The 26,219-nt window shown below is 35.9% G+C and carries 25 protein-coding genes and 1 riboswitch; of the genes, 7 read left to right on the top strand and 18 right to left on the bottom strand.

Annotated elements, in window-relative coordinates; all coding sequences use genetic code 11:
* Positions 1 to 12: 12 nt before the first annotated feature.
* Entirely contained in the window at positions 13 to 567 is a 555-nt protein-coding gene (locus AC3HD6_RS16145) for a hypothetical protein (protein ID WP_488897259.1), read from the bottom strand.
* A gap of 432 nt (positions 568 to 999) precedes the next feature.
* On the opposite strand from AC3HD6_RS16145, the gene AC3HD6_RS16150 reads away from it, so the two are divergent.
* The gene (locus AC3HD6_RS16150; protein ID WP_488897260.1) at positions 1,000 to 1,641 is read left to right on the top strand and encodes a hypothetical protein; all 642 of its coding nucleotides are present in this window, start codon (positions 1,000 to 1,002) and stop codon (positions 1,639 to 1,641) included.
* A gap of 285 nt (positions 1,642 to 1,926) precedes the next feature.
* Here the strand turns inward: AC3HD6_RS16150 and AC3HD6_RS16155 are convergent, their stop codons facing one another.
* The 9 genes from AC3HD6_RS16155 to tsaE all read right to left on the bottom strand — a co-directional run bounded on the left by AC3HD6_RS16155 (position 1,927) and on the right by tsaE (position 9,463).
* The gene (locus AC3HD6_RS16155) at positions 1,927 to 2,463 is read right to left on the bottom strand and encodes a hypothetical protein (RefSeq protein WP_488897261.1); all 537 of its coding nucleotides are present in this window, start codon (positions 2,461 to 2,463) and stop codon (positions 1,927 to 1,929) included.
* Positions 2,464 to 2,492: 29 nt separating this feature from the next.
* A complete protein-coding gene (locus AC3HD6_RS16160) occupies positions 2,493 to 2,972 on the bottom strand; it encodes a hypothetical protein (RefSeq protein WP_488897262.1) in 480 nt (159 codons plus the stop codon).
* 94 nt (positions 2,973 to 3,066) lie between these two features.
* On the bottom strand, positions 3,067 to 5,352 hold the full coding sequence (locus AC3HD6_RS16165; protein ID WP_488897263.1) for a cation:proton antiporter: 2,286 nt from the start codon (positions 5,350 to 5,352) through the stop codon (positions 3,067 to 3,069).
* A gap of 97 nt (positions 5,353 to 5,449) precedes the next feature.
* On the bottom strand, positions 5,450 to 5,836 hold the full coding sequence (locus tag AC3HD6_RS16170; protein WP_488897264.1) for a hypothetical protein: 387 nt from the start codon (positions 5,834 to 5,836) through the stop codon (positions 5,450 to 5,452).
* Positions 5,837 to 5,945: 109 nt separating this feature from the next.
* Positions 5,946 to 6,656, bottom strand: a complete 711-nt coding sequence (locus tag AC3HD6_RS16175; RefSeq protein WP_488897306.1) for a LytR/AlgR family response regulator transcription factor — start codon at positions 6,654 to 6,656, stop codon at positions 5,946 to 5,948.
* Positions 6,631 to 7,404 (bottom strand): histidine kinase, encoded by a 774-nt coding sequence (locus AC3HD6_RS16180; RefSeq protein ID WP_488897265.1) that lies wholly within the window; start codon positions 7,402 to 7,404, stop codon positions 6,631 to 6,633. Before AC3HD6_RS16180 ends, AC3HD6_RS16175 begins: the two co-directional genes overlap by 26 nt.
* Positions 7,405 to 7,423: 19 nt before the next feature.
* Positions 7,424 to 7,795: a hypothetical protein gene (locus AC3HD6_RS16185; protein WP_488897266.1), complete on the bottom strand. Its 372-nt coding sequence runs from the start codon at positions 7,793 to 7,795 to the stop codon at positions 7,424 to 7,426.
* A complete protein-coding gene (locus tag AC3HD6_RS16190) occupies positions 7,796 to 8,986 on the bottom strand; it encodes an alanine dehydrogenase (RefSeq protein WP_488897267.1) in 1,191 nt (396 codons plus the stop codon).
* Positions 8,987 to 9,055: 69 nt separating this feature from the next.
* Complete coding sequence (tsaE, locus tag AC3HD6_RS16195; protein ID WP_488897268.1) at positions 9,056 to 9,463, bottom strand: tRNA (adenosine(37)-N6)-threonylcarbamoyltransferase complex ATPase subunit type 1 TsaE; 408 nt, start codon at positions 9,461 to 9,463, stop codon at positions 9,056 to 9,058.
* 94 nt (positions 9,464 to 9,557) lie between these two features.
* Between tsaE and dnaG the strand changes: the two genes are divergently transcribed.
* Complete coding sequence (gene dnaG, locus AC3HD6_RS16200) at positions 9,558 to 11,543, top strand: DNA primase (RefSeq protein ID WP_488897269.1); 1,986 nt, start codon at positions 9,558 to 9,560, stop codon at positions 11,541 to 11,543.
* Between the two features lie 112 nt (positions 11,544 to 11,655).
* The gene (gene clpP, locus AC3HD6_RS16205; protein WP_068942181.1) at positions 11,656 to 12,339 is read left to right on the top strand and encodes an ATP-dependent Clp endopeptidase proteolytic subunit ClpP; all 684 of its coding nucleotides are present in this window, start codon (positions 11,656 to 11,658) and stop codon (positions 12,337 to 12,339) included.
* A gap of 171 nt (positions 12,340 to 12,510) precedes the next feature.
* Here clpP and AC3HD6_RS16210 read toward each other — a convergent pair whose 3' ends face one another.
* The gene (locus AC3HD6_RS16210; protein ID WP_488897270.1) at positions 12,511 to 13,626 is read right to left on the bottom strand and encodes a T9SS type A sorting domain-containing protein; all 1,116 of its coding nucleotides are present in this window, start codon (positions 13,624 to 13,626) and stop codon (positions 12,511 to 12,513) included.
* A gap of 66 nt (positions 13,627 to 13,692) precedes the next feature.
* Positions 13,693 to 13,884, bottom strand: a riboswitch (cobalamin riboswitch).
* A gap of 258 nt (positions 13,885 to 14,142) precedes the next feature.
* Here AC3HD6_RS16210 and AC3HD6_RS16215 point away from each other — a divergent pair.
* Complete coding sequence (locus AC3HD6_RS16215) at positions 14,143 to 15,408, top strand: esterase-like activity of phytase family protein (RefSeq protein ID WP_488897271.1); 1,266 nt, start codon at positions 14,143 to 14,145, stop codon at positions 15,406 to 15,408.
* A gap of 445 nt (positions 15,409 to 15,853) precedes the next feature.
* Here AC3HD6_RS16215 and tpiA read toward each other — a convergent pair whose 3' ends face one another.
* From tpiA to AC3HD6_RS16250, 7 genes are all read right to left on the bottom strand, one after another.
* Positions 15,854 to 16,612 carry a triose-phosphate isomerase gene (gene tpiA / locus AC3HD6_RS16220; protein ID WP_488897272.1) on the bottom strand — a complete coding sequence of 253 codons (759 nt, stop codon included), beginning with the start codon at positions 16,610 to 16,612 and terminating at the stop codon, positions 15,854 to 15,856.
* A gap of 138 nt (positions 16,613 to 16,750) precedes the next feature.
* On the bottom strand, positions 16,751 to 17,128 hold the full coding sequence (locus tag AC3HD6_RS16225) for a GxxExxY protein (RefSeq protein ID WP_488897273.1): 378 nt from the start codon (positions 17,126 to 17,128) through the stop codon (positions 16,751 to 16,753).
* 40 nt (positions 17,129 to 17,168) lie between these two features.
* Positions 17,169 to 19,295, bottom strand: coding sequence for a S9 family peptidase (locus tag AC3HD6_RS16230; RefSeq protein ID WP_488897274.1), 2,127 nt, complete (start codon positions 19,293 to 19,295; stop codon positions 17,169 to 17,171).
* Between the two features lie 25 nt (positions 19,296 to 19,320).
* Entirely contained in the window at positions 19,321 to 19,668 is a 348-nt protein-coding gene (locus AC3HD6_RS16235; protein ID WP_488897275.1) for a TerB family tellurite resistance protein, read from the bottom strand.
* Between the two features lie 3 nt (positions 19,669 to 19,671).
* The gene (locus tag AC3HD6_RS16240) at positions 19,672 to 20,343 is read right to left on the bottom strand and encodes a DUF6058 family natural product biosynthesis protein (RefSeq protein WP_488897276.1); all 672 of its coding nucleotides are present in this window, start codon (positions 20,341 to 20,343) and stop codon (positions 19,672 to 19,674) included.
* A gap of 8 nt (positions 20,344 to 20,351) precedes the next feature.
* Positions 20,352 to 21,461 carry a BT_3928 family protein gene (locus AC3HD6_RS16245; RefSeq protein ID WP_488897277.1) on the bottom strand — a complete coding sequence of 370 codons (1,110 nt, stop codon included), beginning with the start codon at positions 21,459 to 21,461 and terminating at the stop codon, positions 20,352 to 20,354.
* A 1-nt stretch (position 21,462) separates the two neighbouring features.
* Entirely contained in the window at positions 21,463 to 22,029 is a 567-nt protein-coding gene (locus tag AC3HD6_RS16250) for a DUF1599 domain-containing protein (protein ID WP_347218816.1), read from the bottom strand.
* A gap of 223 nt (positions 22,030 to 22,252) precedes the next feature.
* Here AC3HD6_RS16250 and folP point away from each other — a divergent pair, with 223 nt between their 5' ends.
* From folP to ilvD, 3 genes are all read left to right on the top strand, one after another.
* A complete protein-coding gene (gene folP, locus AC3HD6_RS16255; protein WP_488897278.1) occupies positions 22,253 to 23,119 on the top strand; it encodes a dihydropteroate synthase in 867 nt (288 codons plus the stop codon).
* 363 nt (positions 23,120 to 23,482) lie between these two features.
* On the top strand, positions 23,483 to 24,355 hold the full coding sequence (gene ilvE / locus AC3HD6_RS16260; RefSeq protein WP_488897279.1) for a branched-chain-amino-acid transaminase: 873 nt from the start codon (positions 23,483 to 23,485) through the stop codon (positions 24,353 to 24,355).
* 179 nt (positions 24,356 to 24,534) lie between these two features.
* Positions 24,535 to 26,211 (top strand): dihydroxy-acid dehydratase, encoded by a 1,677-nt coding sequence (gene ilvD / locus AC3HD6_RS16265; protein ID WP_488897280.1) that lies wholly within the window; start codon positions 24,535 to 24,537, stop codon positions 26,209 to 26,211.
* Positions 26,212 to 26,219: the final 8 nt, after the last annotated feature.

Genomic DNA, 26,219 nt, shown 5'->3' on the forward strand with positions numbered 1-26,219 from the left:
AATGGGCTATATTTATTTTGTGGATGATTTTTTTCTACCTAAGAAATTGCACCCCCTTATTGGCATTTCTTTTTTCCTATCGAGAATAAAGGTTTGAGGAAAAGAAGAAGGTTTTACTGGTGCTTCTATAAGATTAACTTTCATGGAGTCATATTTTTTATTGTTCCAGCCTAACAATTCTATTTTACCTTTATCTTTTGATGACCCTGGCTGAGCATAAAATTCAGCTACAGCTTTTTTATCAGTAATATACCCTGTGATGATTCCGCGTTCGGGTTTTCCTAATTTCTTCAGTTCGTAGGAGCCTGTAATACTATCATTATGAGCGTTTTTCTTTAAGATCATATGGAACATTTCTAATATATGGCTGTCTTTGTTACCATAATACTTCCAAGTTCCGGTTATGGTATCTTTAATGTGTTCATCATGCCCTATCTGGGAAAGCCTGTCTGCTGCAATACTATCGCGGATACTGATTTTTTCCTTTATGGTCAGAGGTTTATTTTCCTTGCCACAGGAAAGCATTCCTAAAATAAATAATGTAACTCCAATTTTTTTAATGTTCATATGATGTGAGCTGTCAGTTTTAATACTAGATTTTCACTTGATCAAAATTTTTAAATGCTATTGTTTTTTGCATTCTTCCAACAGCAATAAAAAAACAAAATGGGATCCTCTTTTTCATGGGTTGAAGATAATTCTTTTTTCTACATAGCGTTTTCACTGTTTACGGGGATTTTTGATCCGTTGTAGTTATAGATATAAGGATCAAATGTCCTTTTAAGTACTGTTCAAGTTTAGAATACCTGATTATGCTAAAAAGGACTATTAAAAAATTAAATTAGAATGAACTTTTAATGAAAAATCTGAAGAATTGTAGTAAAACTATGACAAAGAATAGCCAGATATTTAGCTTTAAATGAGTAAAAGATTTAATAATTTTGTAAGAAAGGGATATCATGATATTCTGTAGAATCATCAATCTTTAAACATAACAATATGAGAAATAAATATTTGCAAACTCTATTCATTTTATTGATTACATTTCATTTCGGATATGCAGGAAATACTTTTCATAAGTTTTGTTCAACAAAAGAAGATACTTTAAGAATTAAGGAAAGTCTTAATGAAGCAGACATTGAGCCCAATGAATATCTGAAAAATCGGTTAAAACCCATTCAGGCTAACTTTAAGAGAATCAATTCGATTACAAAATGGACTTCTATTAAAAAGAAAGATATTGAAGGAGAGTCTGCTGAAGGTGGAGAAGCTACTTATTACTACAAAAATAATCGTCTGGAAAAAATCATGGCCAGGCACTATGGAGAAATGGGGCAGTTGTTGATAGAATATTATCTGATGAACGGTAAGTTGTCATTCGTTTTTGAAAAAGATTACAAATACAATCGTCCACTTTTTTATGATGTAAAAGCGATGAAAGAAAATAATGATACGGAAGCTTTTGATTTTGAAAAATCAGAGATTACGGAAACCCGTAACTATTTTGAAAAAGGAAATTTGATCCATATCGTCAACAGTCAGGATTGTGGAGCTCCGTTCAGTGGCAATTATATGAGAGAAGAGGATAAAAGCATTAAAGAGACTTTTATAAGGCTTTTAAAATTAGAAAAGTTAAAGTAAGTTTTTTATTTTGGCCACATAAAAGCATAGAATACATTGCAAACGGTTCTTTAATACTGAAAATTGTAGATTTTCAAAGACTTATGTGAACTTCTTACGCATACTGTTTGTCACTTAAAAATCACTTAAGCATTTAAAAACTTTTGTGTCTTTTGTGGTTAAATTTATTTCCCACAGATTACGCGGATTTTCACAGATTATTGTGCTTAGAATCTTTATTTTACTCTCGCAGATTATGCAGATTTTGACTTCGTCGAATCTTCGATTTGTGGTTGAAAAAACAATTTATTTAGTTTCTTTAATAAGGGTAAGACGTTCCTCCACCTCTTTAATTTTATTGATCCAGTAATTAATTCCTTCCTGATTGGTCACCGTTTTCTTAAAAGCATTGCGGCTCACAGTCCATAGTTTAGAACCGTTTTGCTGATATTCAATTTCACGTTCTCTTTTGGTTTCCGGTTCTATACGGTATCTCCAATAGACCAGTGAGTGCATATATTCTGCACGTATTTTTTCAAGATAAGTAATGATCGCTTTGCGGTCCTGGGGAATATAGCCCGGCCCGGAACAACCACAGGAATGAAAGGTAATTCCTACTGTGTATAGATCTTTAATATGTGCCCATTGTTTATGATCATTTTTTGCCGGCGATTCAAAGTCCAGTCCCATATTGGCCATTAGATTCCCGCATTCTGGGCATTTGGCTTCCACGGAGACCTGAGCATCTCTGTCTACATCTTTTAAAACGCGACGTTTGAATGTTTTCTGACAGTTGAAACAAGCATAATGACATTTATAAACCATCATGGCATATCGGCACATAGAATAATCTTTGTTTTTATAGTTATTAATTATTTTTCTTCTTTTTCATAGCTGATTCCCATAAAACTGCTGGCACTTCGGGGATCATAAACCGACCAGACACTTCCCCAGGGAAAAATGAAAGTACAGCTTGGGTAAGGTATTTTCTTTTTCCGGGTGGGAGGCATTCCCAAAATTAAGGTCAGAAACTTATTATTCCGATAAAATACCTGCATCTCTTTTTCTTCTGTCCATTCATTCCAGTCTTTGGCATCAGTATTTTCCCATGTATTCATGTGAATGCTGTTCAGCCGATCTCCCAAAAAGCAGAGACTGAGGGAAAGCTGATGACTTTCTATTTCTACCTCTTTAAAATAATACCAAAAATATCCGGTTTTCACATCCCATGTATTGTGATATTTTTCTTTATAAAAATCAGTGTTTTTCAGCTGTTCAAGCAACATTCCTTTGTATAGGCGAGTGTTGAAATCACTCAGTTCCAGGACCCCGTTTTCATTGTTAATCAGCATATCCAAAAAAATTGAAGCTATAAATATACCCGTTTTTTCTTTACAGACAACGAATAATATTTACAGCTTCTAGTAGAAATAGAAAATATCGGTGTTACGGATTTGATATGATTAATGTTGATGGAATATCAGAGAGCCAAAGACTCTTTGTATCGATCAGGCTTTTCCAGCTTTTGCTGCTGATAAGCATCAGATCCTGAGAATTCAGGAACTCTTTCTCAATTTTTTTTTCGTTATATAAAGTGATGTGATTAGGGGCCACCTGCTCAATGCTTCGGATCAGTTCTTTCACTTCAATATTGTTACGGATCTGTCCTGCAGCATCAAGAATGATAATCTGAGAATTATTGTTGTTAATCAGCCTTTTTGCATATTCAAGAAGATAAAAATCACTCAGGTTGAAGATAGGGACAAATACCTTGTCTGCAGTGGTAAATTCTTTTTCTACAAGAACACCTACCGGAATGGTTGCTTTATCTAAAACCTGCAAGGTAAGATCATCAAAAGGAGAGTTGTTAAAAATATTTCCTTTACCTTTTACCGTATTTAATAATTTTTCAGGATTGATAATTTTGGTTGTAAATCCTAATAATCTGCCTAATAAACTTCCTTCATACATCGATTTTCCAAGCATGATCAGAAGAAGGTCATAATTTCCTTTATTGGTAATACTCGTCAGGTCACTTTCAACATCAGTAGAAGCTTTGAAAAGAGTGGTGACTTCCAGGTTAAGTTCCTGAGAAGTTTCTATGACGTTTTTGAACTGTTCCTTTTCAAAGTTTTCAATATCAAAAGCATGAAGTTCATCTACAGGTGCTATATTCATAGCCGTTACACTCTTGTTCCCATTCATTTTATGGGTGAAATTATCTGCCAGTCTAAGAAGCTTACTTCCTGATTTTGCCGTTTCAAAAGATAGTAGGACTCTATATTTGGTATCATCATCTTTTTGTCCTTCTTCAATCATAGACTCTTTTCCTTTGAAAAGATAATTGATGAGATCCAGACATGGCCCAGTCATAAAAGTGGTGAATAAAGCCATAATAACAAGAAGTGCAAATAATTCCGGGCTTAATACTCCTAGGTCATATCCGATATTAAGAACAATAAGCTCTGTAAGTCCTCTTGTATTCATTAACGCTCCAATTGTAAGACTATCTTTCCAGCTTATATTGAGGAATTTTGCGGTGAGTGCGCTTCCTGCAAATTTTCCTGTAACGGCAGTAAGAATGATAAGACCACCAATTTTCCAAAGGTGAGGATCATTAAGCAGCCCGATTTGGGTTCTCAACCCTGTAAATACGAAGAAAAGAGGCAATAACAGAACTAAGGCAACATCTTCTACTTTTTCTATGAAAAGATTTCTGAATTTTACATTTTCAGGCATAATAGCTCCAGCCATGAAAGCTCCAAAAAGTGCATGAATTCCAATAACCTCCGTTGCATATGATGAAATAATCAATACAAGGAAAAAGATAGCGACTAATCCTTTATTGATAAATCCTTTTCCCTTTTGAGATTCCGCAATTCTGTGTAAGAAAGGCCTCACGGCTCTGATCATGATGAAAACATACAAGATCGCCATTAAAATAACGAATATAGACCCTGAGAAAGATCCTGCTTTTACAATCGCAATTACCGCTGCTAAAATACACCATGCTGTAATATCATCTGCGGCAGCACAGGTAATCACAACAGTACCTATTTTGGTCTTATGAAGGTTTCGTTCCTGAACAATTCTTGCCAGTACCGGGAATGCCGTGATACTCATGGCAATCGCTATAAATAAAGCAAATGAACTGAACTGGATACCCTCCGGTGCAAATTCTTTATAGATAAAATAAGAAAGCCCCACACCCAATGCAAATGGAATAATAATACTGGCGTGACTAATAACAACAGCATCATGTGCTTTTTTTCTCAAAACGCTCAGATCTAGCTCCATCCCTACAATGTACATAAACAGGATAAGCCCGATCTGGCTTAAAAACTGTAAGTTAGGCAGCGATTCTTTAGGGAAAATAAATGCTGAAAGCTCAGGGAAGTATAATCCGAAAAGAGATGGCCCCAGAACAATACCTGCAATCATTTCACCAATTACTGACGGTTGTTTCAGTTTTATACAAATCCATCCAAAAAGTTTGGCAACCAGGATAATGGTTACAATCTGCGCAAGAAGAAGCGCTAGTGGATGATGAAGGTTGATCAGAAATGAATCAACAAAGTTTTCCCACATCGTAGAACCTGTAGCCTTGCTGGGAGCAATATTCTCCCCAATTTCCAGTGTTTTACCTTCAACAAAAAACCAGTACATAAGGCACGAAAAAAATGCAATGGTACTGATGTAAAATATAATATTTTTATATTTCCCCAAATTCATGATTCCTTTATTTTGATGCAAAGTTGATAAGAATATCTTTATATTGAAATACCTATGTTTTTAAAATGTAATGAATGTTCCAAAAAATGTAATCAATTTACTTAAATGAATATCCAAGACCGACTCCGATGTTCCATTTTCCATTCTGATCCGAAGTTTTTGTGTTGTAGTACACCGGAATCTGAGCTGCAATCTTTTTATAAACCATGGTAAGACCTGCTCCCAGGGTGGGCATAATGGGACTATTTTTGGTAGTAGAAGATTGATCTTCTTTAATCTTTAAAGAAGGAAGCATTCCAAGAACAAATTTGGTGTTTTTTTGCGTAAAGCTTACATTGGGTCCTGTGAAGTTGATAAAAGCCCCATGATCTACATATCCGGCCACTGCAATTCCATCAAAAAAAGAAGCTTTCACTTTTGAAGTTTCCTGGGAAAAGCAGAATCCGGATATGAGAATTCCAGCAGCATACATTAAGTTTTTCATTTATAAAATCAATTAATTCACAGTAAAATTAAATGGATAATTAACCGAAAAAACTGATGTGTAATAAAGAGGTTGTATTCTGTAATAAAAATGAAAATATTTGAAAAGTCTATTTTCCGAACAATTCCATTAATGAATTTTTATAGGCATCTCCAATCTGAAGTTTCAGAAAGTTATTATCCTCTACAGTAATGGTTGTAATAATTTCGTTGGTTGAAAAAATCTTGATGGATGCCAGAGCAATTATTTCTTTTTTGTTGACCTGAGCGAAGTCCTTAGCCGGAAGCATTTCCAGAAGGTTTTTAAAATTCAGGTTCTTTAAAACAATGGTAGTTCCGTCATTGAGAATAATATCTTTATCACGGCTGTCTATCTCAGAAGTTTTGATATAAGCAATCTGCTCTGTTAAAATGACCGTTTTACCAATGTTGGTATTCCATTCAATAAAAGTCTTTTTCTGGATGGTGCTGATTTGTTCTTTAGCCTTTTCAAAGGCCTGGATTAGACGCTCTTTTTTAATGGGTTTTCTTACATAATCCACCACATTAAGATCAAAGGCTTCTGCAGCATATTCTTTGTATGCGGTAGTGAAGATGATCTTTTTAGAACCGGAGATAATTTCAGCGACCTGAAGTCCTGTCATTCCGGGCATTTCAATATCCAGAATGCAGAGATTGCAATCAAGAGAATCAATTTCGTTCAGAAAAAGTTTAGGATCATTAAATGCCTTTACGACTTCCACATCATCAATCTGCTCGCAGAGAAGTTTCAAATAGCTGATGGCTAACAATTCATCATCCAGAATAACGCATTTTATCATAGAATTCACCTAAATTGATTTTTAATTCTGCGGTGAAGATACCGTTTTTTGAACTTTTTTCCAGATGATAATGGGTATTGTAGATCATTTTTAGTCTTTGATCCAAAGATTGGCTTCCAAAACCGCTTTTTTCCTTTTCAAGGCTATTCTTTAAAGAAGCTTTATTGCTTACCTTCATAGTAAATACACGATTTTCAAGCTCCATGAAAATGGAAATAAAAGAATCTTGGGCTAAAAAATCGGTGTGTTTAAATGCATTTTCGATAAGATCAACAGAAATAAGAGGGGCAAAAACTTTCTCTTCATATATCGAATCCGATTTATTGATCTTAAATTTGATCCTGAAGTCGAAAAGAGGATTTACCTTAATTTTATTGATCTCAATAAGACTTAGGGCAAAGTTTAACTCCTCTTTGGGGCTTACATATTTGTTGTTGCTTTCGTATAAAATATAATCCAGAACATTGGCCAGTTTATCCAAAGACATATAGGTCTGGTAGGCATGAGACTGAACAGAGTTAAGAATGTTTTTAAACAAATGCGGATTCAGTTTGGTGCCGATATGTTCCAGGCGAACCTCATTCAGTCTTTGCTCAATAATTTTATTGGATTCTGAAAGCTTGATATTTCTCTGTTTCAGTTTCTGATTTTGACTGAAGAGATAGATACTGGCTGTCAGAAAAAGGAAAATGGCAAAAACTCCGATGAATATCAGATAATCATGAATCATGTAGTAATTGCCGTCCATAAAGCTGTTATTTTTGAAACTATTTTAGCTTCTTAAGCCCATTTACCATTACGGTTTCTTCACACTTTTCAAAAGTAATCTCGTAAGACGGATTTTTTTCAGGATAAATGATCAGATAATTTGGGCACGGTTTTTTTTGAGCATGACTTCTTTCAAAATCTACCTTTCCGTTGGTAATGATGCTGTCTTTTATAAATTTTTCATCAATCTTGTAGGCATTCATCGCTGTTTTGGCCTCTTCGGAATACTTAAATTCCTTAGAAAGGGATTCTGCGATCACACGGCTGTTCGGTAAATAGCCGCTACAGCTTGCTCCTTTTTTGTTTAATATAAAAAATACGATAAGTAGCCCCGGAACGAAGCCTATTGCATAAAATTTAAGTTTTTTCATTTAGAAAATTAAAAGATTGATATCGTGGTACGTAAGTCCGAAACGGTCACAGATGATCTTTTTGGTATGTCTTCCTTTGTACATATATAAGCTCTGCTTCATTTCATTTTTGCGGATCAGCATATTTTCAAAGCCGCCCTCTTCGTCATAATTTAAAATATAGGAAAGGAAGAAATTTGAGATAGCCTTAGTGGTGGTTCTCGGCATTCTTGAAGTAAGATTGGGAAGTCCGCAATGGATTACCCCATGCTTGATGATATAAGGATCATCCATAGTCGTTAATTCGGAGGTTTCTATAACCTTACCATTGTCTATCGTAATATCGATGATGACACTGCCTTTTTTCATTTTCATGACCATATCTTCAGTCACAATAGGGGTCATATTTAATCTTGGAAGTGCTCCAATAACTACGTCAGCACGTCTTAAACTTTTGCTGAGTTCTTTAGGATCAATAATAGAAGTCGGCACGCGGCTGTCTACCATGGTGTGAAGTCTTCTTAACTTTGATAATGAGTTGTCGAATACTTTGACACTTGCTCCCAGACCAATAGCTGCTTTTGTAGCAAATTCACCTACAATTCCAGCACCGAGGATCACTACTTCAGCGGGCCTTACTCCTGTAATTCCTCCCAGCATTAATCCATTGGACAGGGCTAATAATTCTGAAGCATATAAAATAGAAACGGTTCCTGCAATTTCACCGATAAGTCTTACCAATGCAAGCTGTTTGTATTCATCTACGATAAACTCAAAGGCAATGGCATTTATTTTTTTTTCTGCAAGCTTAAGGAAGTACTCCTTATCTCTTAGGTTGATCTGAAGCGCTGAAACCATATAAGTATTAGGCTTCATATAATCAATCTCATCCAAAGTAGGAGGGTTGATTTTCAAAATCAAATCCTGCCCGAATGCTTCTTTAGGATCATTGGTAATTTTTGCTCCAGATTCAGAATACTGTAAATCTGTAAAAAACGAACCTTCTCCGGCCCCAGCTTCTATGATAATCTCATGACCGTGCTCTACCAATACCTGTACAGCGTCAGGAGTAATGCAGGTTCTCCTTTCGTTGAGACAGGTTTCCTTAGGAATTCCAATACTGAACTGTTTTCCCTTCTTTATAACCTCCAATTTTTCTTCTTTCGGCATCAATTCTTCTTCTGTGAAAGGAGTAAAAATGTTTGTGCTCATCCTTAAATTAAATTATGTCTTACAGATTGTTATTTTAATACTGAATTAATAAGCAAAGATACATAATATTTACTCGAATGAAACTTCTCTGTTTTCACCTGTGTTCACAATACTCATTGTGTGGTAGTTGAGCCCGTAAAGCTCTTCTTCATACACTTCAGGCCATTCAATAATACATAGAAAAGAGTTATCAAGATATTCCTCGATCCCAATATCATATACTTCTTCAATGTTTTTTAAGCGGTAAAGATCAAAATGGAATACTTTTCCTTTAGAAGTATTGTACTCGTTAACGATGGAATAGGTAGGAGAACTTACTTCATCCTCACTTCCCAGGTTTTTAAGCAAAAATTGGGAGAAAGTGGTCTTTCCCGCTCCTAGGTTTCCTTTAAGAAGAAGGATATTATGTTTTAGTTCAGGAAGGATGCGGTTAACAACTTCCTGCCAGTCTTCGATTGTATGTATAGTGAATTGCATAAGCTTATTTGTTTGCAAAAATAATCATAAAACAGTCGATATATATAACTAGTTATATAATTGTAAGGTTTTTTTTTATGTGTATTTTTGTAGCATGATTTCTAAACAGACCATTGATAAAATATTCTCCACAATCCGCGTTGAAGAGATTGTAGGTGAATATGTGCAGTTGAAAAGAGCAGGGTCTAATTTTAAGGGACTCAGCCCATTTCATGAAGAAAAGTCTCCCAGTTTTGTTGTTTCGCCAAGCAAGCAGATCTGGAAGGATTTCTCTACCGGAAAAGGAGGGACTGCTATCTCTTTCCTAATGGAAATCGAGAACTTCACTTATCCTGAGGCCCTTCGTCATGCCGCTAAGAAATACGGAATTGAAATTGAAGAAGATCTGCGTGAAATTTCTGAGGAAGCAAAACATGCCCAGACAGAAAAAGATCTATTGTATAAGATTCATGAAGTGGCCAATACGTATTTTCAGGAAATTCTTTGGGAGGATCAGGAAGGAAGAAGTATAGGACTTGCTTATTTTAAAGAAAGAGAACTTAAGGATGATATCATTAAGAAATTCCAGCTTGGATATTCTCCTGAAAAGAAAAACGCTTTTACTGCGTATGCTCTTGAGAAAGGATATACTAAGGAAATCCTTGAAAAATCCGGACTGTCTATTTTCCCGGAAAATACTCCTGCGGGAGTCGATAGATTCCGTGAAAGAGTAATCTTCCCGATTCATAGTTTTTCAGGGAGGGTTTTAGGTTTTGGAGCCAGAATTCTTAAGAATAATGTAAAAACAGCGAAATATCTCAACTCACCGGAAACGGAGATCTATCATAAATCCAATGTTCTTTATGGATTAAACCAAAGCAAGCAGGCTATTTCAAGAAAGAATGGCTGTCTTTTGGTGGAAGGATATATGGATGTGATTTCCCTTCACATGTCCGGAATTGAAAACGTTGTAGCAAGTTCGGGAACTTCGCTGACTACAGAACAGATTAAACTCATCAAGAGGCTTACGGAAAATGTAACCATTCTCTTCGACGGAGATAATGCTGGTATCAAAGCCAGTTTCCGAAGCATTGATATGCTGCTGACGGAAGGGATGAACATTCGTGTTTTGCTTTTCCCTGATGGTGATGATCCGGATTCCTTTGCCAGAAAACATCCGCAGGAATATGTAGAAAAGTATATAGAAAATGAAGCGATGGATTTCATTGACTTTAAAGCGGAAATTCTGTTACGGGATGTTGGAAATGATACTATCAAAAAGGCTGAGGCCATCCGTGACATTGTAAAATCGGTTTCTTTCGTACAAAACGCACTGAAAAGAGAGGTGTATTTGAAAGAGGTTTCCAATAAATTCGGTCTTTCTGAGCAGAGTCTTTTCAATGAGCTGGATGTTCAAAAACAGATTACCCAAAATCAAACCCATCATGTTCAGCAACAACAGAAGGAAAAAGTAGCTCCGAAGCTGGAGATCGTTCCCTTGGATCAGGAAAAAGAAGATCCTTTTTTGTTTGATGTTCTGTTTATGGAGAATAAGCTGGTGGATCACATGCTGATGTTTGGTGATGTAGTGTTGAAAAGAAAAAATGAGAACAATGAAGAATATCAGATTACGGTAATTGAAGAAATTCTTCATCATTTTGAAGAGGAGCAGTATACATTTTTAGTCAAAGAAAATGAGATCATTATCAACCAGGTAAGAGAGGGTATTCAGAAAGATGAGCTGAGAAGTGGAAACTTTTTTGTATCTTTTATGGATGAAGACATTACGACAAAGGTTGTAGATGCTTTGATGCCGCTGGATGAACTGGAAAACTGGGCATCAAGAAATATTTATCCGCCTAATTATGGAGATAAAGTCGCAGATCAGATTCAAGGGGATGTTTTACTGCACAAATACAGATATATTGATTATCTGATTACAGAAACAGCGAAGGAACTGGACCAATACAGCAGCACTGATGAAGTAAAATATTATGAACTGATTAAAAAAATCACTCTGCTGAAACAAGCTTCTATCAGATTAAGTAATATTATTGAATATTCCCCGATTAAAGGAATCTATGTCAATAGAAAAAGATAGTTTAAAGACAAAAGGAGTCAGTAATCTATGACAAAAAGTCCTATAAAATTTTAGGAATAAATATTGTAATTTAAACATCGAAAATATTATTAAAATAATACATAATACAAATATGGACATTAAAAAGGAATTCAGAGATTTCTCTGTAAAACATTTAGGAAACAACGGTTTGGCTACCGATCAGTATATGGGAATGTATGGCCCAACGAACTTAACTCCGTACATCATGGAAGAGAGAAGATTAAACGTTGCTCAAATGGACGTTTTCTCCCGTTTGATGATGGACAGAATTATCTTCCTTGGAACTGGAATTGACGATCAGGTAGCGAATATCGTTACGGCTCAGCTTTTATTCTTAGAAAGTGCAGATCCGTCTAAAGATATTCAAATCTACATCAACTCTCCTGGTGGAAGTGTATATGCGGGATTAGGTATTTATGACACAATGCAGATCATTAAACCGGATGTAGCTACTATCTGTACAGGTATGGCTGCTTCAATGGGAGCTGTATTATTGGTTGCAGGAGAAAAAGGAAAACGTTCTGCGCTTAAACATTCAAGAGTAATGATTCACCAGCCTTCAGGAGGTGCTCAGGGAGTTGCTTCTGATATGGAGATCAACTTAAGAGAAATGTTAAAATTAAAGCAGGAGCTTTATGATATTATCGCTCACCACTCAGGACAAACTTATGAGTGGGTAGAGAAATCTTCTGACAGAGATTACTGGATGACTTCTGAAGAAGCTAAGAGCTATGGAATGGTAGACGAAGTTCTTCAAAGAGCAGAGAAAAAATAATTGATATTACATCATAATGAAAAACGCATCCGAATTGGATGCGTTTTTTGTTTTAGCCAAAGCTGAACGAATTTCTATAACGAAGAAAATAATAATTGAAGACGTAATATTCCCCTCCTCTGGAGGGGTGTCAAATCGTAGATTTGACAGGGTGGTTAAACAATTCCCTCTCTACTTCTTCACAACCTTATGCAGGGAAGAACCATTTTTCGTCTTAATCTCTACCCAATATATGCCAGTATTTAGAGATCTAATATTAATCTTCGTTGACTGGGAAGTCATTACTTTCTGTCCTAAAGAAGAATAGATCGTAACCTCTCTGATATTTTCAGAAGTTTCAATCTGAATGAAATCACTTGTTGGATTAGGGTAAATGTTGAATGATGCTTTCTTATATACAGAGGCAACAGACAATGTTGCATTACTTGCTTCAGTAGGAGTGAAAGGTCTTCTCTCTCCAAAGCTTAATCCCAGCCATGTATTGTTGTTCAGTTGAATCTGGCTAAGATCATCTTTTTTCTGCCAGCTTGAAAGATCTTTTCCGGAATATAATTTCCAATTTTCTGCTCCGGAGTTGGTTCCTGTGAAAGTATTTAATGACAGGCTGGAAACCTGATTATTGCTTGAAGTAAAATTGAAATAAGGGGCCTGAGTTTGAATAAGCTGTAGTGCCTGTTCCGCTGTTAAGATACCATTATATTGAATTCCAAAAGCAAAAGAATTGGCATTACCATTAGAACTATGAGTCCCAAAATCTACTACAACAAGACTTCTGTTATTTCCGGTTCCAATCCAGTTGGTAATTTGGGATGAAGTATACCATTGAGAACTGTAAGCAGGAACTGGTGTTGATGGTGGTGTGTCGATGAAATCAAGACCATAAGTAATACCAAACCACAGCCCGTCTGTTAAAGTCGTATACCCTACGCCATTATTTTGATTGGACATATTTCCGGCATTTGATCCGGTCCAGGTAATCCAGTAATCATCTGTACTTGGAGTATGGTGATTGTATTTGAAACTGTACAGAAATCCTGAAGGAATGTCAGCCTCTATTTTAGGTTCTGCAGCCACAATCGCATTGATCATGTCTTCGGCTGTTAAATTATTATCATCAAAACGATAGCCCCATGCATAAGATTTAGGAGTATTATTATCATTGAAATCGGCAATGAAATAAGCCTTTTTAGAACCGGTTCCCACCCAAAACTTAATATCGTTTTCTGTGAATTGAGCAAAGAAAAACTGCGTACAAAGCAGTAAGAAAAAAAGATAGATTTTTCTCATAATATAATTAAATTAAAGTTTTATTCCCGAAACTTATTTATCTACAGGATGGTTCATCATCCTGAAACTAAACGCGTATTTAAGGCAGGTCTCCTGGCTCGCATCCTACAGCTAACCTTCCCGGATCTTAGCCCAGTGGTATTATTAATAGCTATAGGTAAAACAGCTTACAGTTGCGGGTACAGCTCAAGATTTGAATAATATTCTCACTTGATTCCCTATTGTGAACAGTGTTCAACCTTAAAAACAGCGCAAATATATCATATAAATTTTTGATGTCTATTTTGTGAATTATATATCAGTTTTCAATTTTTCCTGATATTGAACTATATTTTTAAGGATGGATTTTACTAATTGATAATAAATTGGATTTTTTATTTTGAATTTTATGAGTTAAATTCATGTTTTTGTTGTTTATGTTGAATTCATCTTAGAATTCTATTGTTAAAATACAATTATCATTGTATTCAAGATCAGTTTACAATCAATTTATACTTTCGCGCCATAAAAGTTACTATGAAAAGAATACTATTATCTGCTTTGATGATGACTGCCTTGTGGTCATGCAAAGATGATGACAACAATATCAATAATTCGGATATTAATTATTCTAAACTTCCGCAGGAGTTTCCATTTTCAAAACTGGCAACAATAAACGGAGTAGATGTCATTAATGGTGGATTCGGATCCGGAGCGGCAGCTCATCCCACAAGAAAAGGTGAGTTTTATGTTATTACAGACCGTGGCCCGAATACAGATTATCAGAACGGGAAAAAGTTTTTAACACCTGATTTTACTCCTACCATTATGCATTTTAAAATTAATGCAGAAGGAAAAGTAGAAGTGATTAAATATATTAAGCTTAAAAATCCATCCGGACAGTCTATTACCGGACTTCCAAACCCTATAGGAATGGGAAGTACAGGTGAAGTGGCTTATGATGCTGCAGGAAATGTTCTGGGTACGGATAAATATGGTTTAGACAGTGAAAGTATTGTGGCTGCACCAGACGGTACATTTTGGGTTTCTGATGAATATGGCCCTCATATTGTTCATTACAGTGCTGATGGAGTAGAACTGGAAAGAATAAGTCCGATTGGGGTAAATACAGGAAATAGAAAATTACCAGCAGTGCTGGCTAAAAGACGAGCGAACAGAGGAATGGAAGGTCTTTGTATGACTCCTGACGGAAAAACATTGGTGGGAACAATGCAATCGATGATGTTGGTTCCATCAAAAGCTTTGGCAACAAATACCACTTTAACGAGAATTGTAACTTTCGATACCATTACAGGGCAAACGAAACAATATGTTTATAAACAGGATGGAGGAGCTTCTGATTCGGTGTGTGATATTACAGCATTAGGGAATAATGAATTTCTTGTCATTGAAAGAGATAGTAATTTCGGAACACAGGGTGGAATTAAAAAGGTGTACAGAATCAATCTAAGCGATGCTACAGATGTAACCGGAACAGACCTTGCTGCGGTAGATGGAATGAAGGTGAACGGAAAAGCTTTGGAACAATGTACCTGGGATGAGCTTACCAATGCAGGAATTAAACCTGTTACTAAAAAACTAGCTGTAGACCTTGTTGCAAAGCTTGGCTATGAACATGATAAATTTGAGGGAATTGTTTATTTAGGAAATAATAAACTGGCTGTTTTCAATGATGACGATTTTGGAGTAGTAGATGATGGAAACGGGAATCCTAAGGCAAAGATACTGCCTAAAACGGGTAAGGTTGATAAAGGAACTATGTATATAGTCGATATTCAATAATTAGATTTTTTTAACGGAAAACGGCGGAATTTATTCTGCCGTTTTTTATTGTATACTATTGTATAATTCAATAGCAACGGGCTTTAGCTTCTTGAAAAAGAATTCTCTTTTTTAGGAGTGGCTTTCCATTTTATTTGCTATTCCGAAATAATTTTTCAGATTAGGTTTTCAGGTTTTTTGTCATTCGAAGGGATCTAAACTATGATTTTTGGATAGCAATGTGGAGATTCTTCCTTCGTCAGAAATCGAAGATTCGACGTAGTCAATGACAAACAGGACGTTTTTCTTGTGTAAAATTGAATAGGTCATAGAATATATTCAATAGAAACGGGCTTTAGCCCGTTTAAAAAATAGGAACATAAACTCATCGGCTTAGCCAAAACCTATAATAAAAGCCCTTGAAAACTAGTTCCAAGGGCTTTATTTCCTATATTGTTCTTCTCAATTAGTTGAAAGCTTCAATAATCTTAGAGAAATCCTCTAATTTTAAAGCAGCACCTCCAATCAGACCTCCGTCAATATCAGGCTGAGAGAAGATTTCTTTCGCATTATCGGGTTTCACAGAACCTCCGTAAAGGATAGAAACCTCATCAGCTACTTCCTGTCCGTATTTAGCAGCAATGATATTTCTGATGTGTGCATGAATTTCCTGAGCTTGCTCCGGGCTTGCTGTTTCTCCAGTTCCGATAGCCCAAACCGGTTCGTAAGCGATCACAACTTTTTTGATTTCTTCAGCAGAAAGGCTGAAAAGAGCGACTTCAGTTTGGTTTTTCACTACTTCAAGGTGTTGTCCTGCTTTTCTTTGCTCAAGAGTTTCTCCGTTACAATAGATTGGAGTAAGACCTTTATCTAATGCTAATTTTACTTTTCTGTTGCAGTGAGAATCTGTTTCTCCGTGGTATTGTCTTCTTTCAGAGTGCCCGATCAATGAACCTGTAGCATCGATAGATTCTAACATATCAGCAGAGATTTCTCCTGTGTAGGCCCCGCTTTCGTGCTCGCTCATATCCTGAGAAAATACTCCGATTTCATCCTTCTCAAAGATATCTTTAGCCATCATTAAGTATAAAGATGGTGGAGCGATCCAAACTTCACAGTTGGTAGCATTATTGTTTTTATAGCTTAGCAATTGAATCATTAATTGTTGTGCATCAATTACATTTTTGTTCATTTTCCAGTTGCCTGCAACTATTTTTCTTCTCATAAGATTTATATATTGATTTATTTTACTTTTTAGTTAAATTCATTCTTTGAATCTGCGTTATCTGCAAAATCTGCGTGCATTATTTTTTCTCTCGCAGATTAGTTTGATTTCGCAGATTAATGTAGTCATAATAGATTTTTACAGATTATTGACCACTCTTTTTATATTACCTAAAATATTGGTTGTATTAAAGTTAATTAATAGTCCCAGTTTCTTGTCAGACAATCTCAAATAAGTATATAATTGTTTATAATAAACATTATCCAACTCTTTTACAGATTTTAATTCTAAAGTAACTTTATCTTCCACTAAAATGTCAATTTTAAAATTGATATCAAATTTTTTATTGTCATAATAAACAGGAAGTAAAACTTCAGATTTAACGCTCAATCCATTTTCTTCTAATTCGTAGATGAGAATTTTTTGATACACAGATTCCAGTAAACCAGGACCTAGCTGATTATAAACTTTGAAAACAGACTTTCGTACAATATATGAAATTTCATTTTCTGTCATAAAGTATCGATCTGCGTTATCTGCAAAATTTGCGAGAGCTTTATTTATTAATCCCTTCCAATTTAAACATGAAAGCATACACCAAAGCAAGGTCCTTCAGATAATCAAATCTTCCGGAAGCTCCACCATGGCCATAGTCCATGTCTGTTTTTAATAATAAGACGTTTTTATCCGTTTTCATATCTCTTAGTTTAGCGACCCATTTTGCAGGTTCAAAATACTGGACCTGAGAATCATGCAGTCCTGTTGTTACCAATAGATTCGGATAATTTTTCTTTTCTATATTTTCGTACGGAGAATAAGATTTCATATAGAAATAAGCCTCTTTATTGTTTGGATTCCCCCATTCGTCATATTCGTTGGTTGTCAAAGGAATACTGGTGTCAAGCATGGTATTGACAACATCTACAAAAGGAACTTGTGAAATAACACCATTCCAAAGGCTAGGGCTCATATTCGCTATAGCACCCATTAAAAGTCCTCCGGCACTTCCGCCCTGAGCATATAAATGTTTAGGTGATGTATATTTTTCTTTCACAAGATATTCTCCGGCGTCAATGAAATCGGTAAAGGTGTTTTTCTTTTTCATCATTTTCCCGTCTTCATACCATTGTCTTCCCATTTCCTGGCCGCCGCGAATGTGAGCAATAGCATAGGCAAAACCTCTGTCCAGAAGACTCAGTCTTGTGCTGCTGAATGTAGCATCCATAGAACTTCCGTACGAACCGTAAGCATAAAGAAGAAGCGGATTGTTTCCTTCTTTTTTCAATCCTTTTTTGTAAACAATGGATATTGGAATCTGGGTTCCGTCTTTTGCTGTAGCAAAAAGCCTTTCCGTTGTATAAAGATCTTTGTTGTAGCCGCCCAGAACTTCCTGTTGCTTCAAAAGACTTCTTTTACCTGTTTTTAAATCCTGTTCATACTGAGAACTCGGTGTAATCATGGAAGTATATCCGAAGCGGAAATTATCTGTGTTATACTCTGGATTTCCTGATGGATAAACGGTGTAAGCAGCTTCATCAAATTTCAGAAAGTCTTTTTTACCTGTTTTTCTATCATAGATCACCAATTGAGAAAGCCCGTTCTGTCTTTCACTGAATACCAAATAATTCTTAAACTCGGTAATTCCTTCCATCAGAACCTCTTTTCTGTGAGGAATAAAATCTTTCCAATTCTCAACACCTGTTTTGTTTAAAGGAGTTTCTACAACTTTAAAGTTAAGAGCATCCTTATTGGTGGTAATCAAAAATTTATCCTCCAGAGGAGTGACATCGTACAGTACATCTTTTATTCTAGGCTGAAAAACCTTAAATGTTCCATTGGAATCATTGGCATCAAGATACCTGGTTTCGGAAGAAGTGGTAGCCTGAGAATAGATCATGATGAATTTCTCATTCTTGGATTTTCCTACACCAATATAGTTGGTTTTATCCTTTTCCTCATATACCAGGGCATCCTTTGAAGAATCAGTTCCCAGGGTATGTCTGAAAATCTTTTCCGTTAAAAGAGTTTCAGGGTTTTTGGAAGTATAAAATATTGTTTTGTTATCATTCGCCCATGTGGCTGATCCTGTTGTATTTTTAATACCCAGATCAATGGTTTTTCCTGTTGACAGATCTTTTAAAAATAATTTATATTGTCTTCTGGATACATCATCCACACCATAAATCATTTTTGTATTATCTGGACTGATACTGAAACCTGAAGCAGAATAATAGGAATGACCCTCAGCCTGTTGATCTACATCCAGAAGAATTTCTTCAGGAGCGGTCAGGCTTCCTTTTTTTCTGCAATATTTAAAATACTGTTTTCCAGCTTCTGTACGGGTGTAATAATAATATCCGTTTTTAAAAACCGGGACAGATTCGTCCTTCTCTTTGATTCTGGCTTTCATCTCCTGGAAAAGCTTTTCTCTGAAAGGTTCAGTATCTTTCATCATGCCTTCCCAATAGGTATTTTCGGCCTTTAAATAATCAACAACTTTGGTAGAATCTTTTCCTTTTTTAAAATAATCGATCATCCAGTAATAAGGATCATTGACCTTATCACCATGAATCTCTCTGATGTGTTCCTGCTTTTCTGCGACAGGAGCTTTCAGATCCGGAAATTTCTGAGATTGAAATGTAGATGCACTCATTACTAATAGTCCTAGATAAATTTTTTTCATGGTATTTTTTTGATGTGAGGAGAAATTATAATCCCCATAAGTTTTTCAGTAAAACATAGAAGGTATGTTCTTCTTCAGTGACCTTATTGTCTGCTTTAATCAGAGACTTGGCAAACTGAGTAAATTTTATACGCTCATCTTCTGTAGAATCTTCAAGGAAACATCTTCCATGAAATTCAAAATGATCTTTCCATTCTTCAGGCTGTAAAACAGCAAGAGTTTCCAGCTCATTGTCAAGGTTCATTCGGAATGGGAACTCATCTGCCAGATATTGCTGTACCAGCATTCCTTCTTCAGGAGCAAATTCTCCGTCTACAGAAGAAAGGATCATTAATAAATGGTAACCGGCGATTGATTTATTTGATTTTTGCATGTTTTAATATTTTTTTACTAGATAGTCTAAGTTATTTTCTTCTAAAATTTTGTCAAGGTATTTACCTCTGCTGCTGTATGCTCTTTGGTAAGGAGCAAATCTTTCAGCAACTTCGTTGAATTCTTTATTCAGCTGGATGAGTTCCTTAATCTCATTTTCATTCAGTGTTTTTTGAGAAAACAAGGTGTTGAAATGTATTAATTTTTTTACAGCAATTTCTTTCCTTACAATGTCTTCTTCAGTAGAATTGATGGTACATATTCCATATATACCGTTACAATAAGCTTCCCATTCACTCTCAAAGATCTCTTCAAGTTTTTCCTGATCATTATTAAAAGCATTATGATAGGCAAAATTTTTGTGGGGATGCTTCATGAGATTCTGAATGAATTTTTCTCTGAATTCTGCTTTATATTCATGGGAATCTTTCTTTTCTTTATTCTTCTGAATCAATGAAACACAGTTTTTACTAAAGTACTTCTCCGTAACTTCAGTTTGAAATTCATCATTAAGGGGAGAGGTGATCTTTATACTTCTGGTGACCACATAAGAAGCTTCCGGAACCAGGTGATTTTGAATAAGTGCATTCAGTTTATCCTTCGTAATTTCCGTTATATCACATAGTTTTTCTTCTGTAATATAATTTCCGCTGATGTATTCAAAATTTGATTCCATAATTTGGCTTACTTAATATAATCTTTAGCAGGCTGCTTGTCAATAATTTTTCCGTTTTGAAGAACCAGTACAAAAGGGTTGCTTCTTGCAATGGTTTTAATGGCAGTACCATCCATCATTGCATTTTTAATGGTTTTAAAAGTATTCTGATCTGTTGAAACGCCATAGATAAGTGTTCCCTTCTGTGCATTTACTTTAGCTTCTACTTTTTGAAGAAGATCTGCAGAAACCTCTTTCGGGTGATAAGAAAATACAAGAATTGCTTTTGGAGCTTTGATGATTTCATCGGTAAGTTCCATTCCTGTAGGATCTTCAATCTTGAATTTTACAATCTCAGATTTATAGCCTTCTTTTACAAGAACAGATTCATTTTTCCCATCTTCAATTTTCCAAGGCGAGCCTTCTGCCCAGTACTTTGTTTCTTTGATGTATTCATCCTGATTCACCTTTATAACCTCACCTGTTTTTTGATTTTTCAGGGAATAAAAAGTCTTGTATTCAGAAGGGTTTTTATTGATCTTTTCTTTCTCACCTTTGATGTCTGTTCCTATCTTATAATCACGGAAGTCAATCATCGGTTCATGCATAATTCCCTGAGCCATAATGTAGATCATGACCAAAGAAAAAGCAGCGAAAATATAATATTTAAACTTCCCTGTAGATTCTTTTCTGCTGCTGCCGTATTCATCCGTTTTACGGAAATCTTTTTTGTACAGGATAAACAAAATGATCAGCCCTACAAGAAGAGCAACATCTTTAAAGAAACTTTGCCAAGGTGTAAATTTAATAGCATCTCCGAAACATCCACAATCCGTTACTACATTGAAATAAGCGGAGTAGAACGTAAGGAAACCAAAGAATATACAAAGAGCGATCAAAGCTGATAAGGTAAATTTAAGCTTCATTTTCAGCAACAGCATAAATCCAAGGAAAAGCTCCAGTACAACAACGATAATTGAAAACAGCAGGGCAAATTTTTCAAAAAACGGCATATTGAAGACTGCAGGTGAAAAATATTCTTCCATTTTGAAAGAGAATCCTACCAGATCCACAGCTTTTACAAAACCTGAAAGGATAAAAATGACAGCGATAATAAAGCGTAATAAACCTTTGATCATGTTAAATAGTTTTGGGTTCGAATTGGTTTTTTTGTTCAGAGAATTTAATCAGGCAGAAAACAGCATAATTCAACATATCGAAATAGTTGGCATCAAGGCCTTCTGAAACGATCGTTTTTCCTTGATTATCTTCAATCTGTTTGGTTCTTAATACTTTTTGGTAAATAAGATCTGTAATGGAAGAGATTCTCATATCTCTCCACGCTTCCCCATAATCATGGTTTTTTCTTTCCATTAAAGCTTGGGCTTCACGGGAATATTTGTCATACAGACTTAAAATTTCTTCCTTATTTTCATTAAAATCATTGGAAAGCCCCTTTTCAAGCTGAATAAGCCCAATGATAGAGTAGTTGACAATTGCGATAAATTCATCCTCTTCACTCTCATCCACCATTTTTACATCAGTCATTTGCAGTGTACGGATTCTGTTGACTTTGATATAAATCTGATCCGTAATGGAACTTGGTCTCAAAACCCTCCACGCAGGTCCGTAATCCTGTAATTTTTTACTGAAAAGATCACGACACTGACTGATAACTTTCTCGAACTGTACTGATGTTTTTGACATAAAATTTCTTAATCTTCCAAATATACGAATTCGGTTTTGTTTATGAAACGAGTCTGAGGGGAATCATGTTTGAGAGTTGCAGGGTTTTAGAGTAGGAGTGTAGGAGAGTGTGAGAGTATCGAGTGGAAATAAGTAATTAGAGATCTGATTTCTGGACATTAGCTTCCCAATCCAAGTGCAAATCACTAATTTTGTAGTACATAAAATCATTTATAGACTCTTTATGCGTTCAAACCCTCAAACTCTCAAACTCTCAAACTCTCAAACCCATTCTATCAACTGCAATGGCAGGCTAGTACAATTAGACACTCCAAAGATCATGGGAATCCTGAATTTGACGCCGGATTCATTCTCAGATGGTGGGGAATTTAATGATGAAAAACGGGCATTGGAACATGCTGAAAAACTGATGAAAGAAGGAGCAGAAATTCTCGATATCGGGCCACAATCTACCCGTCCTAATGCTGAGTTTTTGACCAGTGAAGAAGAAATTAAAAGAATTGGAAATGTGATCTCTAAGATCAAAAAAGAATTTCCAGAAACCTTGATTTCTTTAGATACATTTTATGCTGAAACAGTACAATTTGGATTCAATGAAGGAATAGACATGATTAATGATATTTCAGGAGGGCAATATGATGAAAAAATGTTTGATACAGCAGCAGAAACTCAGCTTCCTTACATTTTGATGCATGTCAATCCTTCCTATGAAACCATGCATGATAAAATTAGGTTTGAAGATATAACATTAGAGGTCAACAGATACTTTTCTGAAAAGACTAATGAGCTGTTGCAAAAAGGAGTAAAAGACATCATTTTAGATCCCGGTTTTGGCTTTGGAAAAACTGTAGAAGATCAGATGAAAATGATCAATGAGGTTGAATATCTTGGATTTGGAAAATTTCCCTTATTAATAGGTATTTCAAGAAAATCATTTATCTATAAACCGCTTGGAAAATCTCCGCTTGACATCAATGAAGAAACGCAGAAATTACACCTAAAAGTTCTGGAACAAGGAGCTAAAATTTTGAGAGTTCATGATGTGGCTCAAGCAAAGGAAACCCTTAATCAATTTTTACAAAAAAAATAAAAAGTGCTAAAAAAACTTGTGGGTTTTTAAAAAGTTTATACATTTGCAGTATGAATTTTACGAATCAGAAAAATATTATGGTCATTTCTATTGCAGCTGTTGTCATTTACAACAGTCAGGAAACGGCATGTTAAAATAGATTTTTCTTAAATTATATAAGCCGTTTCATTTTGAAGCGGCTTTTTTTTATTTTAATTTTTTAGAGTACAATTATGTATCAGTTATTCGCAGTAATTATTATCGTCATTATTATTCCCTTACGCTTGTGAGACGGAAGATGTATGACTGTACATATATTGAGCCCTCTCACAGTGTGAGAGGGCTTTTTTTATTCCTGATTTTTAAATTTTAACCCACTATAACATGTATTACAACGACGACACGGTCATCTATTTTGATGGAAACTTTATGAAGGCTAAAGACGCTGGAACTAATCTTTACGGGCAGTCTCTTCACTACGGATATTCAGTTTTTGAAGGAATTAAATCTTACAGGACAGCTCATGGAACCAGGATTTTTAAAGCAAAAGAACATTATGAAAGATTGAAAAGATCCGCAGAACTGATGCATATTCCCTTCGAATATTCAGTAGATCAGCTTACAGATCTTACTTACGAGCTGTTGGAAAAAAATGGTTTTACAGATGCTTATATCCGCCCTTTGGTAACCTGTTCACCCAATATGTCCCTTTCAAAAGGCAAAGAATCTTACTTATCTCTCCTGGCTTGGGAATGGAGCAACGGTTATCTGGCAGATAAAATGAAAATCATGACTTCTCCTTTCCAACGTCCTAATCCCAAAGCTTTCAAGGTAGAAGCTAAAGTAGGCGGACATTATGTAAACTCCATTTTAGCTTGCCAGGATGCCAAAGATAAAGGGTATGATGAAGCCTTGGTACTGGATGAAAATGGAAATGTTGCAGAAAGCTCGGGTGCCAATGTTTTTTACGAAAAAGACGGAATATTATTTACCCCGGCAAAAGGCAGTATCCTTCCAGGAATTACCCGTCAGACTGTCTTTGAAATATGTGATGAACTGAATATTCCGGTGAAGGAAACCTTCTTCAAACCCGAAGAAATGAGAGGGGCAGATGCCGCTTTTTTCTGTGGTACAGCCGCTGAAATTGTTGCACTGGATTCCCTGGATGATGTCCCTTTCAACAAACAATGGGAAGATACTGCAAGTGAAAAGGTACAACAGGCTTATTCAAAATTAGTGAGAGTTCTGTCATTGTAAATTTTAAAAATTTAAAACATTGATTATTAATTTATTACAATCTGTTTTTAAACAATTGGATATTGTAGTTTCAAAAAAACTGAGCATTGAAAAAATATTACAAGCTGTAGTTTTGAACCAAAATTAAAGAAAAAAAGAATCACTTAAACAGACTGGAAGATCAGCAAATGCAGGAAAATATGTTAAATAAATATTCAAAAACATTCACACAAAATAGTGAGCAGCCAGCGGCAAAAGCCATGTTATACGGAATTGGCTTTACAGAAGAAGATATGCACAAAGCACAGATCGGGATTGCAAGTATGGGGTATGATGGAAATACCTGTAACATGCACCTCAACGATCTGGCCAGAGTCGTCAAGAAAGGAACATGGGATCATGGATTGGCAGGGCTAATCTTTAATACGATTGGGGTAAGCGATGGGATGAGTAATGGAACTGATGGGATGCGCTATTCACTGGTAAGCCGTGATGTAATTGCAGACAGTATTGAAGCTATTTGTGGTGCCCAGTATTACGACGGATTGATTGCTTTGCCTGGTTGTGACAAGAATATGCCAGGAACAATCATCGCAATGGGAAGACTGAACAGACCTTCATTGATGGTATATGGCGGAACTATTGCCCCAGGATGTTACAAAGGTGAAACTTTGAATATTGTCTCTGCTTTTGAAGCCTTAGGAAAAAAGATCGCAGGAGAAATCACAGAAGAGGATTTTGATGGAGTGGTTAAAAATTCCTGTCCTGGTGCAGGTGCCTGTGGAGGGATGTATACTGCGAATACAATGGCATCTGCCATAGAAGCATTGGGAATGAGCCTTCCATATTCATCTTCTAATCCTGCTTTAAGCAAAGAAAAACAAGATGAATGCCTGGAAGCAGGAAAATATTTGAAGATTCTTCTTGAAAAAGATATCAAGCCTTCGGATATCATGACCCGTAAAGCTTTTGAAAATGCACTCCGTCTGATTGTGGTTTTAGGAGGCAGTACCAATGCGGTTCTTCACTTCATTGCAATGGCTAAAAGTGTGGGAGTATCTATTACCCAGGATGATTTTCAGGCAATGAGTGACTGCACCCCCGTTTTAGCTGACTTGAAACCAAGTGGGAAATATCTGATGCAGGACCTGTATGAACACGGAGGAATACCTGCTGTAATGAAATATCTATTGGAAAAAGGATTGTTACACGGAGACTGTTTAACTGTTACCGGAAAAACATTAGCTGAAAACTTAGAAGATGTTCCAACATTGGATTTTAATACCCAGAAAATTATAAGACCTCTATCGAATCCTATAAAACCAACCGGACATTTGAGAATTCTATACGGAAATCTTGCTGAAAAAGGAAGTGTTGCCAAGATAACAGGAAAAGAAGGAGAAAGGTTTGTTGGAAAAGCCCGCGTATTTGACGGGGAGAAGAACCTCATCAAAGGGATTGAAGATGGAACCGTACAGCATGGTGATGTGATTGTGATTCGTAATGAAGGGCCCAAAGGAGCTCCCGGAATGCCAGAAATGCTGAAACCTACAAGTGCTTTGATTGGTGCAGGGCTTGGAAGCAGTGTCGCTTTGATTACAGACGGAAGATTTAGCGGCGGAACTCATGGTTTTGTAGTAGGGCATATCACCCCTGAAGCTCATGAAGGTGGCTTAATCGCATTTGTAGAAGATAACGATCTCATAGAAATAGACGCTGTAAACAATACCATACAGCTTAAAGTTTCAGAAGAAGAGATTGAAAAAAGAAAACAAGGCTGGCAAAAACCTGCTTTAAAAGTGAAAAAAGGATTGCTTTATAAATATGCATTAACCGTATCATCCGCCGCTGAAGGCTGTGTAACGGATGAAATTTAAAATCAGAG

The organism is Chryseobacterium sp. II3a, assembly GCF_057815135.1.

Excerpts from the sequence above, each read along its gene's own strand:
- AC3HD6_RS16145 (WP_488897259.1), bottom strand. The coding sequence starts at position 567 with ATGAACATTAAAAAAATTGGAGTTACATTATTTATTTTAGGAATGCTT.
- AC3HD6_RS16150 (WP_488897260.1), top strand. The coding sequence starts at position 1,000 with ATGAGAAATAAATATTTGCAAACTCTATTCATTTTATTGATTACATTT.
- AC3HD6_RS16155 (WP_488897261.1), bottom strand. The coding sequence starts at position 2,463 with ATGTGCCGATATGCCATGATGGTTTATAAATGTCATTATGCTTGTTTC.
- AC3HD6_RS16160 (WP_488897262.1), bottom strand. The coding sequence starts at position 2,972 with ATGCTGATTAACAATGAAAACGGGGTCCTGGAACTGAGTGATTTCAAC.
- AC3HD6_RS16165 (WP_488897263.1), bottom strand. The coding sequence starts at position 5,352 with ATGAATTTGGGGAAATATAAAAATATTATATTTTACATCAGTACCATT.
- AC3HD6_RS16170 (WP_488897264.1), bottom strand. The coding sequence starts at position 5,836 with ATGAAAAACTTAATGTATGCTGCTGGAATTCTCATATCCGGATTCTGC.
- AC3HD6_RS16175 (WP_488897306.1), bottom strand. The coding sequence starts at position 6,656 with ATGATAAAATGCGTTATTCTGGATGATGAATTGTTAGCCATCAGCTAT.
- AC3HD6_RS16180 (WP_488897265.1), bottom strand. The coding sequence starts at position 7,404 with ATGGACGGCAATTACTACATGATTCATGATTATCTGATATTCATCGGA.
- AC3HD6_RS16185 (WP_488897266.1), bottom strand. The coding sequence starts at position 7,795 with ATGAAAAAACTTAAATTTTATGCAATAGGCTTCGTTCCGGGGCTACTT.
- AC3HD6_RS16190 (WP_488897267.1), bottom strand. The coding sequence starts at position 8,986 with ATGAGCACAAACATTTTTACTCCTTTCACAGAAGAAGAATTGATGCCG.
- tsaE (WP_488897268.1), bottom strand. The coding sequence starts at position 9,463 with ATGCAATTCACTATACATACAATCGAAGACTGGCAGGAAGTTGTTAAC.
- dnaG (WP_488897269.1), top strand. The coding sequence starts at position 9,558 with ATGATTTCTAAACAGACCATTGATAAAATATTCTCCACAATCCGCGTT.
- clpP (WP_068942181.1), top strand. The coding sequence starts at position 11,656 with ATGGACATTAAAAAGGAATTCAGAGATTTCTCTGTAAAACATTTAGGA.
- AC3HD6_RS16210 (WP_488897270.1), bottom strand. The coding sequence starts at position 13,626 with ATGAGAAAAATCTATCTTTTTTTCTTACTGCTTTGTACGCAGTTTTTC.
- AC3HD6_RS16215 (WP_488897271.1), top strand. The coding sequence starts at position 14,143 with ATGAAAAGAATACTATTATCTGCTTTGATGATGACTGCCTTGTGGTCA.
- tpiA (WP_488897272.1), bottom strand. The coding sequence starts at position 16,612 with ATGAGAAGAAAAATAGTTGCAGGCAACTGGAAAATGAACAAAAATGTA.
- AC3HD6_RS16225 (WP_488897273.1), bottom strand. The coding sequence starts at position 17,128 with ATGACAGAAAATGAAATTTCATATATTGTACGAAAGTCTGTTTTCAAA.
- AC3HD6_RS16230 (WP_488897274.1), bottom strand. The coding sequence starts at position 19,295 with ATGAAAAAAATTTATCTAGGACTATTAGTAATGAGTGCATCTACATTT.
- AC3HD6_RS16235 (WP_488897275.1), bottom strand. The coding sequence starts at position 19,668 with ATGCAAAAATCAAATAAATCAATCGCCGGTTACCATTTATTAATGATC.
- AC3HD6_RS16240 (WP_488897276.1), bottom strand. The coding sequence starts at position 20,343 with ATGGAATCAAATTTTGAATACATCAGCGGAAATTATATTACAGAAGAA.
- AC3HD6_RS16245 (WP_488897277.1), bottom strand. The coding sequence starts at position 21,461 with ATGATCAAAGGTTTATTACGCTTTATTATCGCTGTCATTTTTATCCTT.
- AC3HD6_RS16250 (WP_347218816.1), bottom strand. The coding sequence starts at position 22,029 with ATGTCAAAAACATCAGTACAGTTCGAGAAAGTTATCAGTCAGTGTCGT.
- folP (WP_488897278.1), top strand. The coding sequence starts at position 22,253 with ATGCGTTCAAACCCTCAAACTCTCAAACTCTCAAACTCTCAAACCCAT.
- ilvE (WP_488897279.1), top strand. The coding sequence starts at position 23,483 with ATGTATTACAACGACGACACGGTCATCTATTTTGATGGAAACTTTATG.
- ilvD (WP_488897280.1), top strand. The coding sequence starts at position 24,535 with ATGTTAAATAAATATTCAAAAACATTCACACAAAATAGTGAGCAGCCA.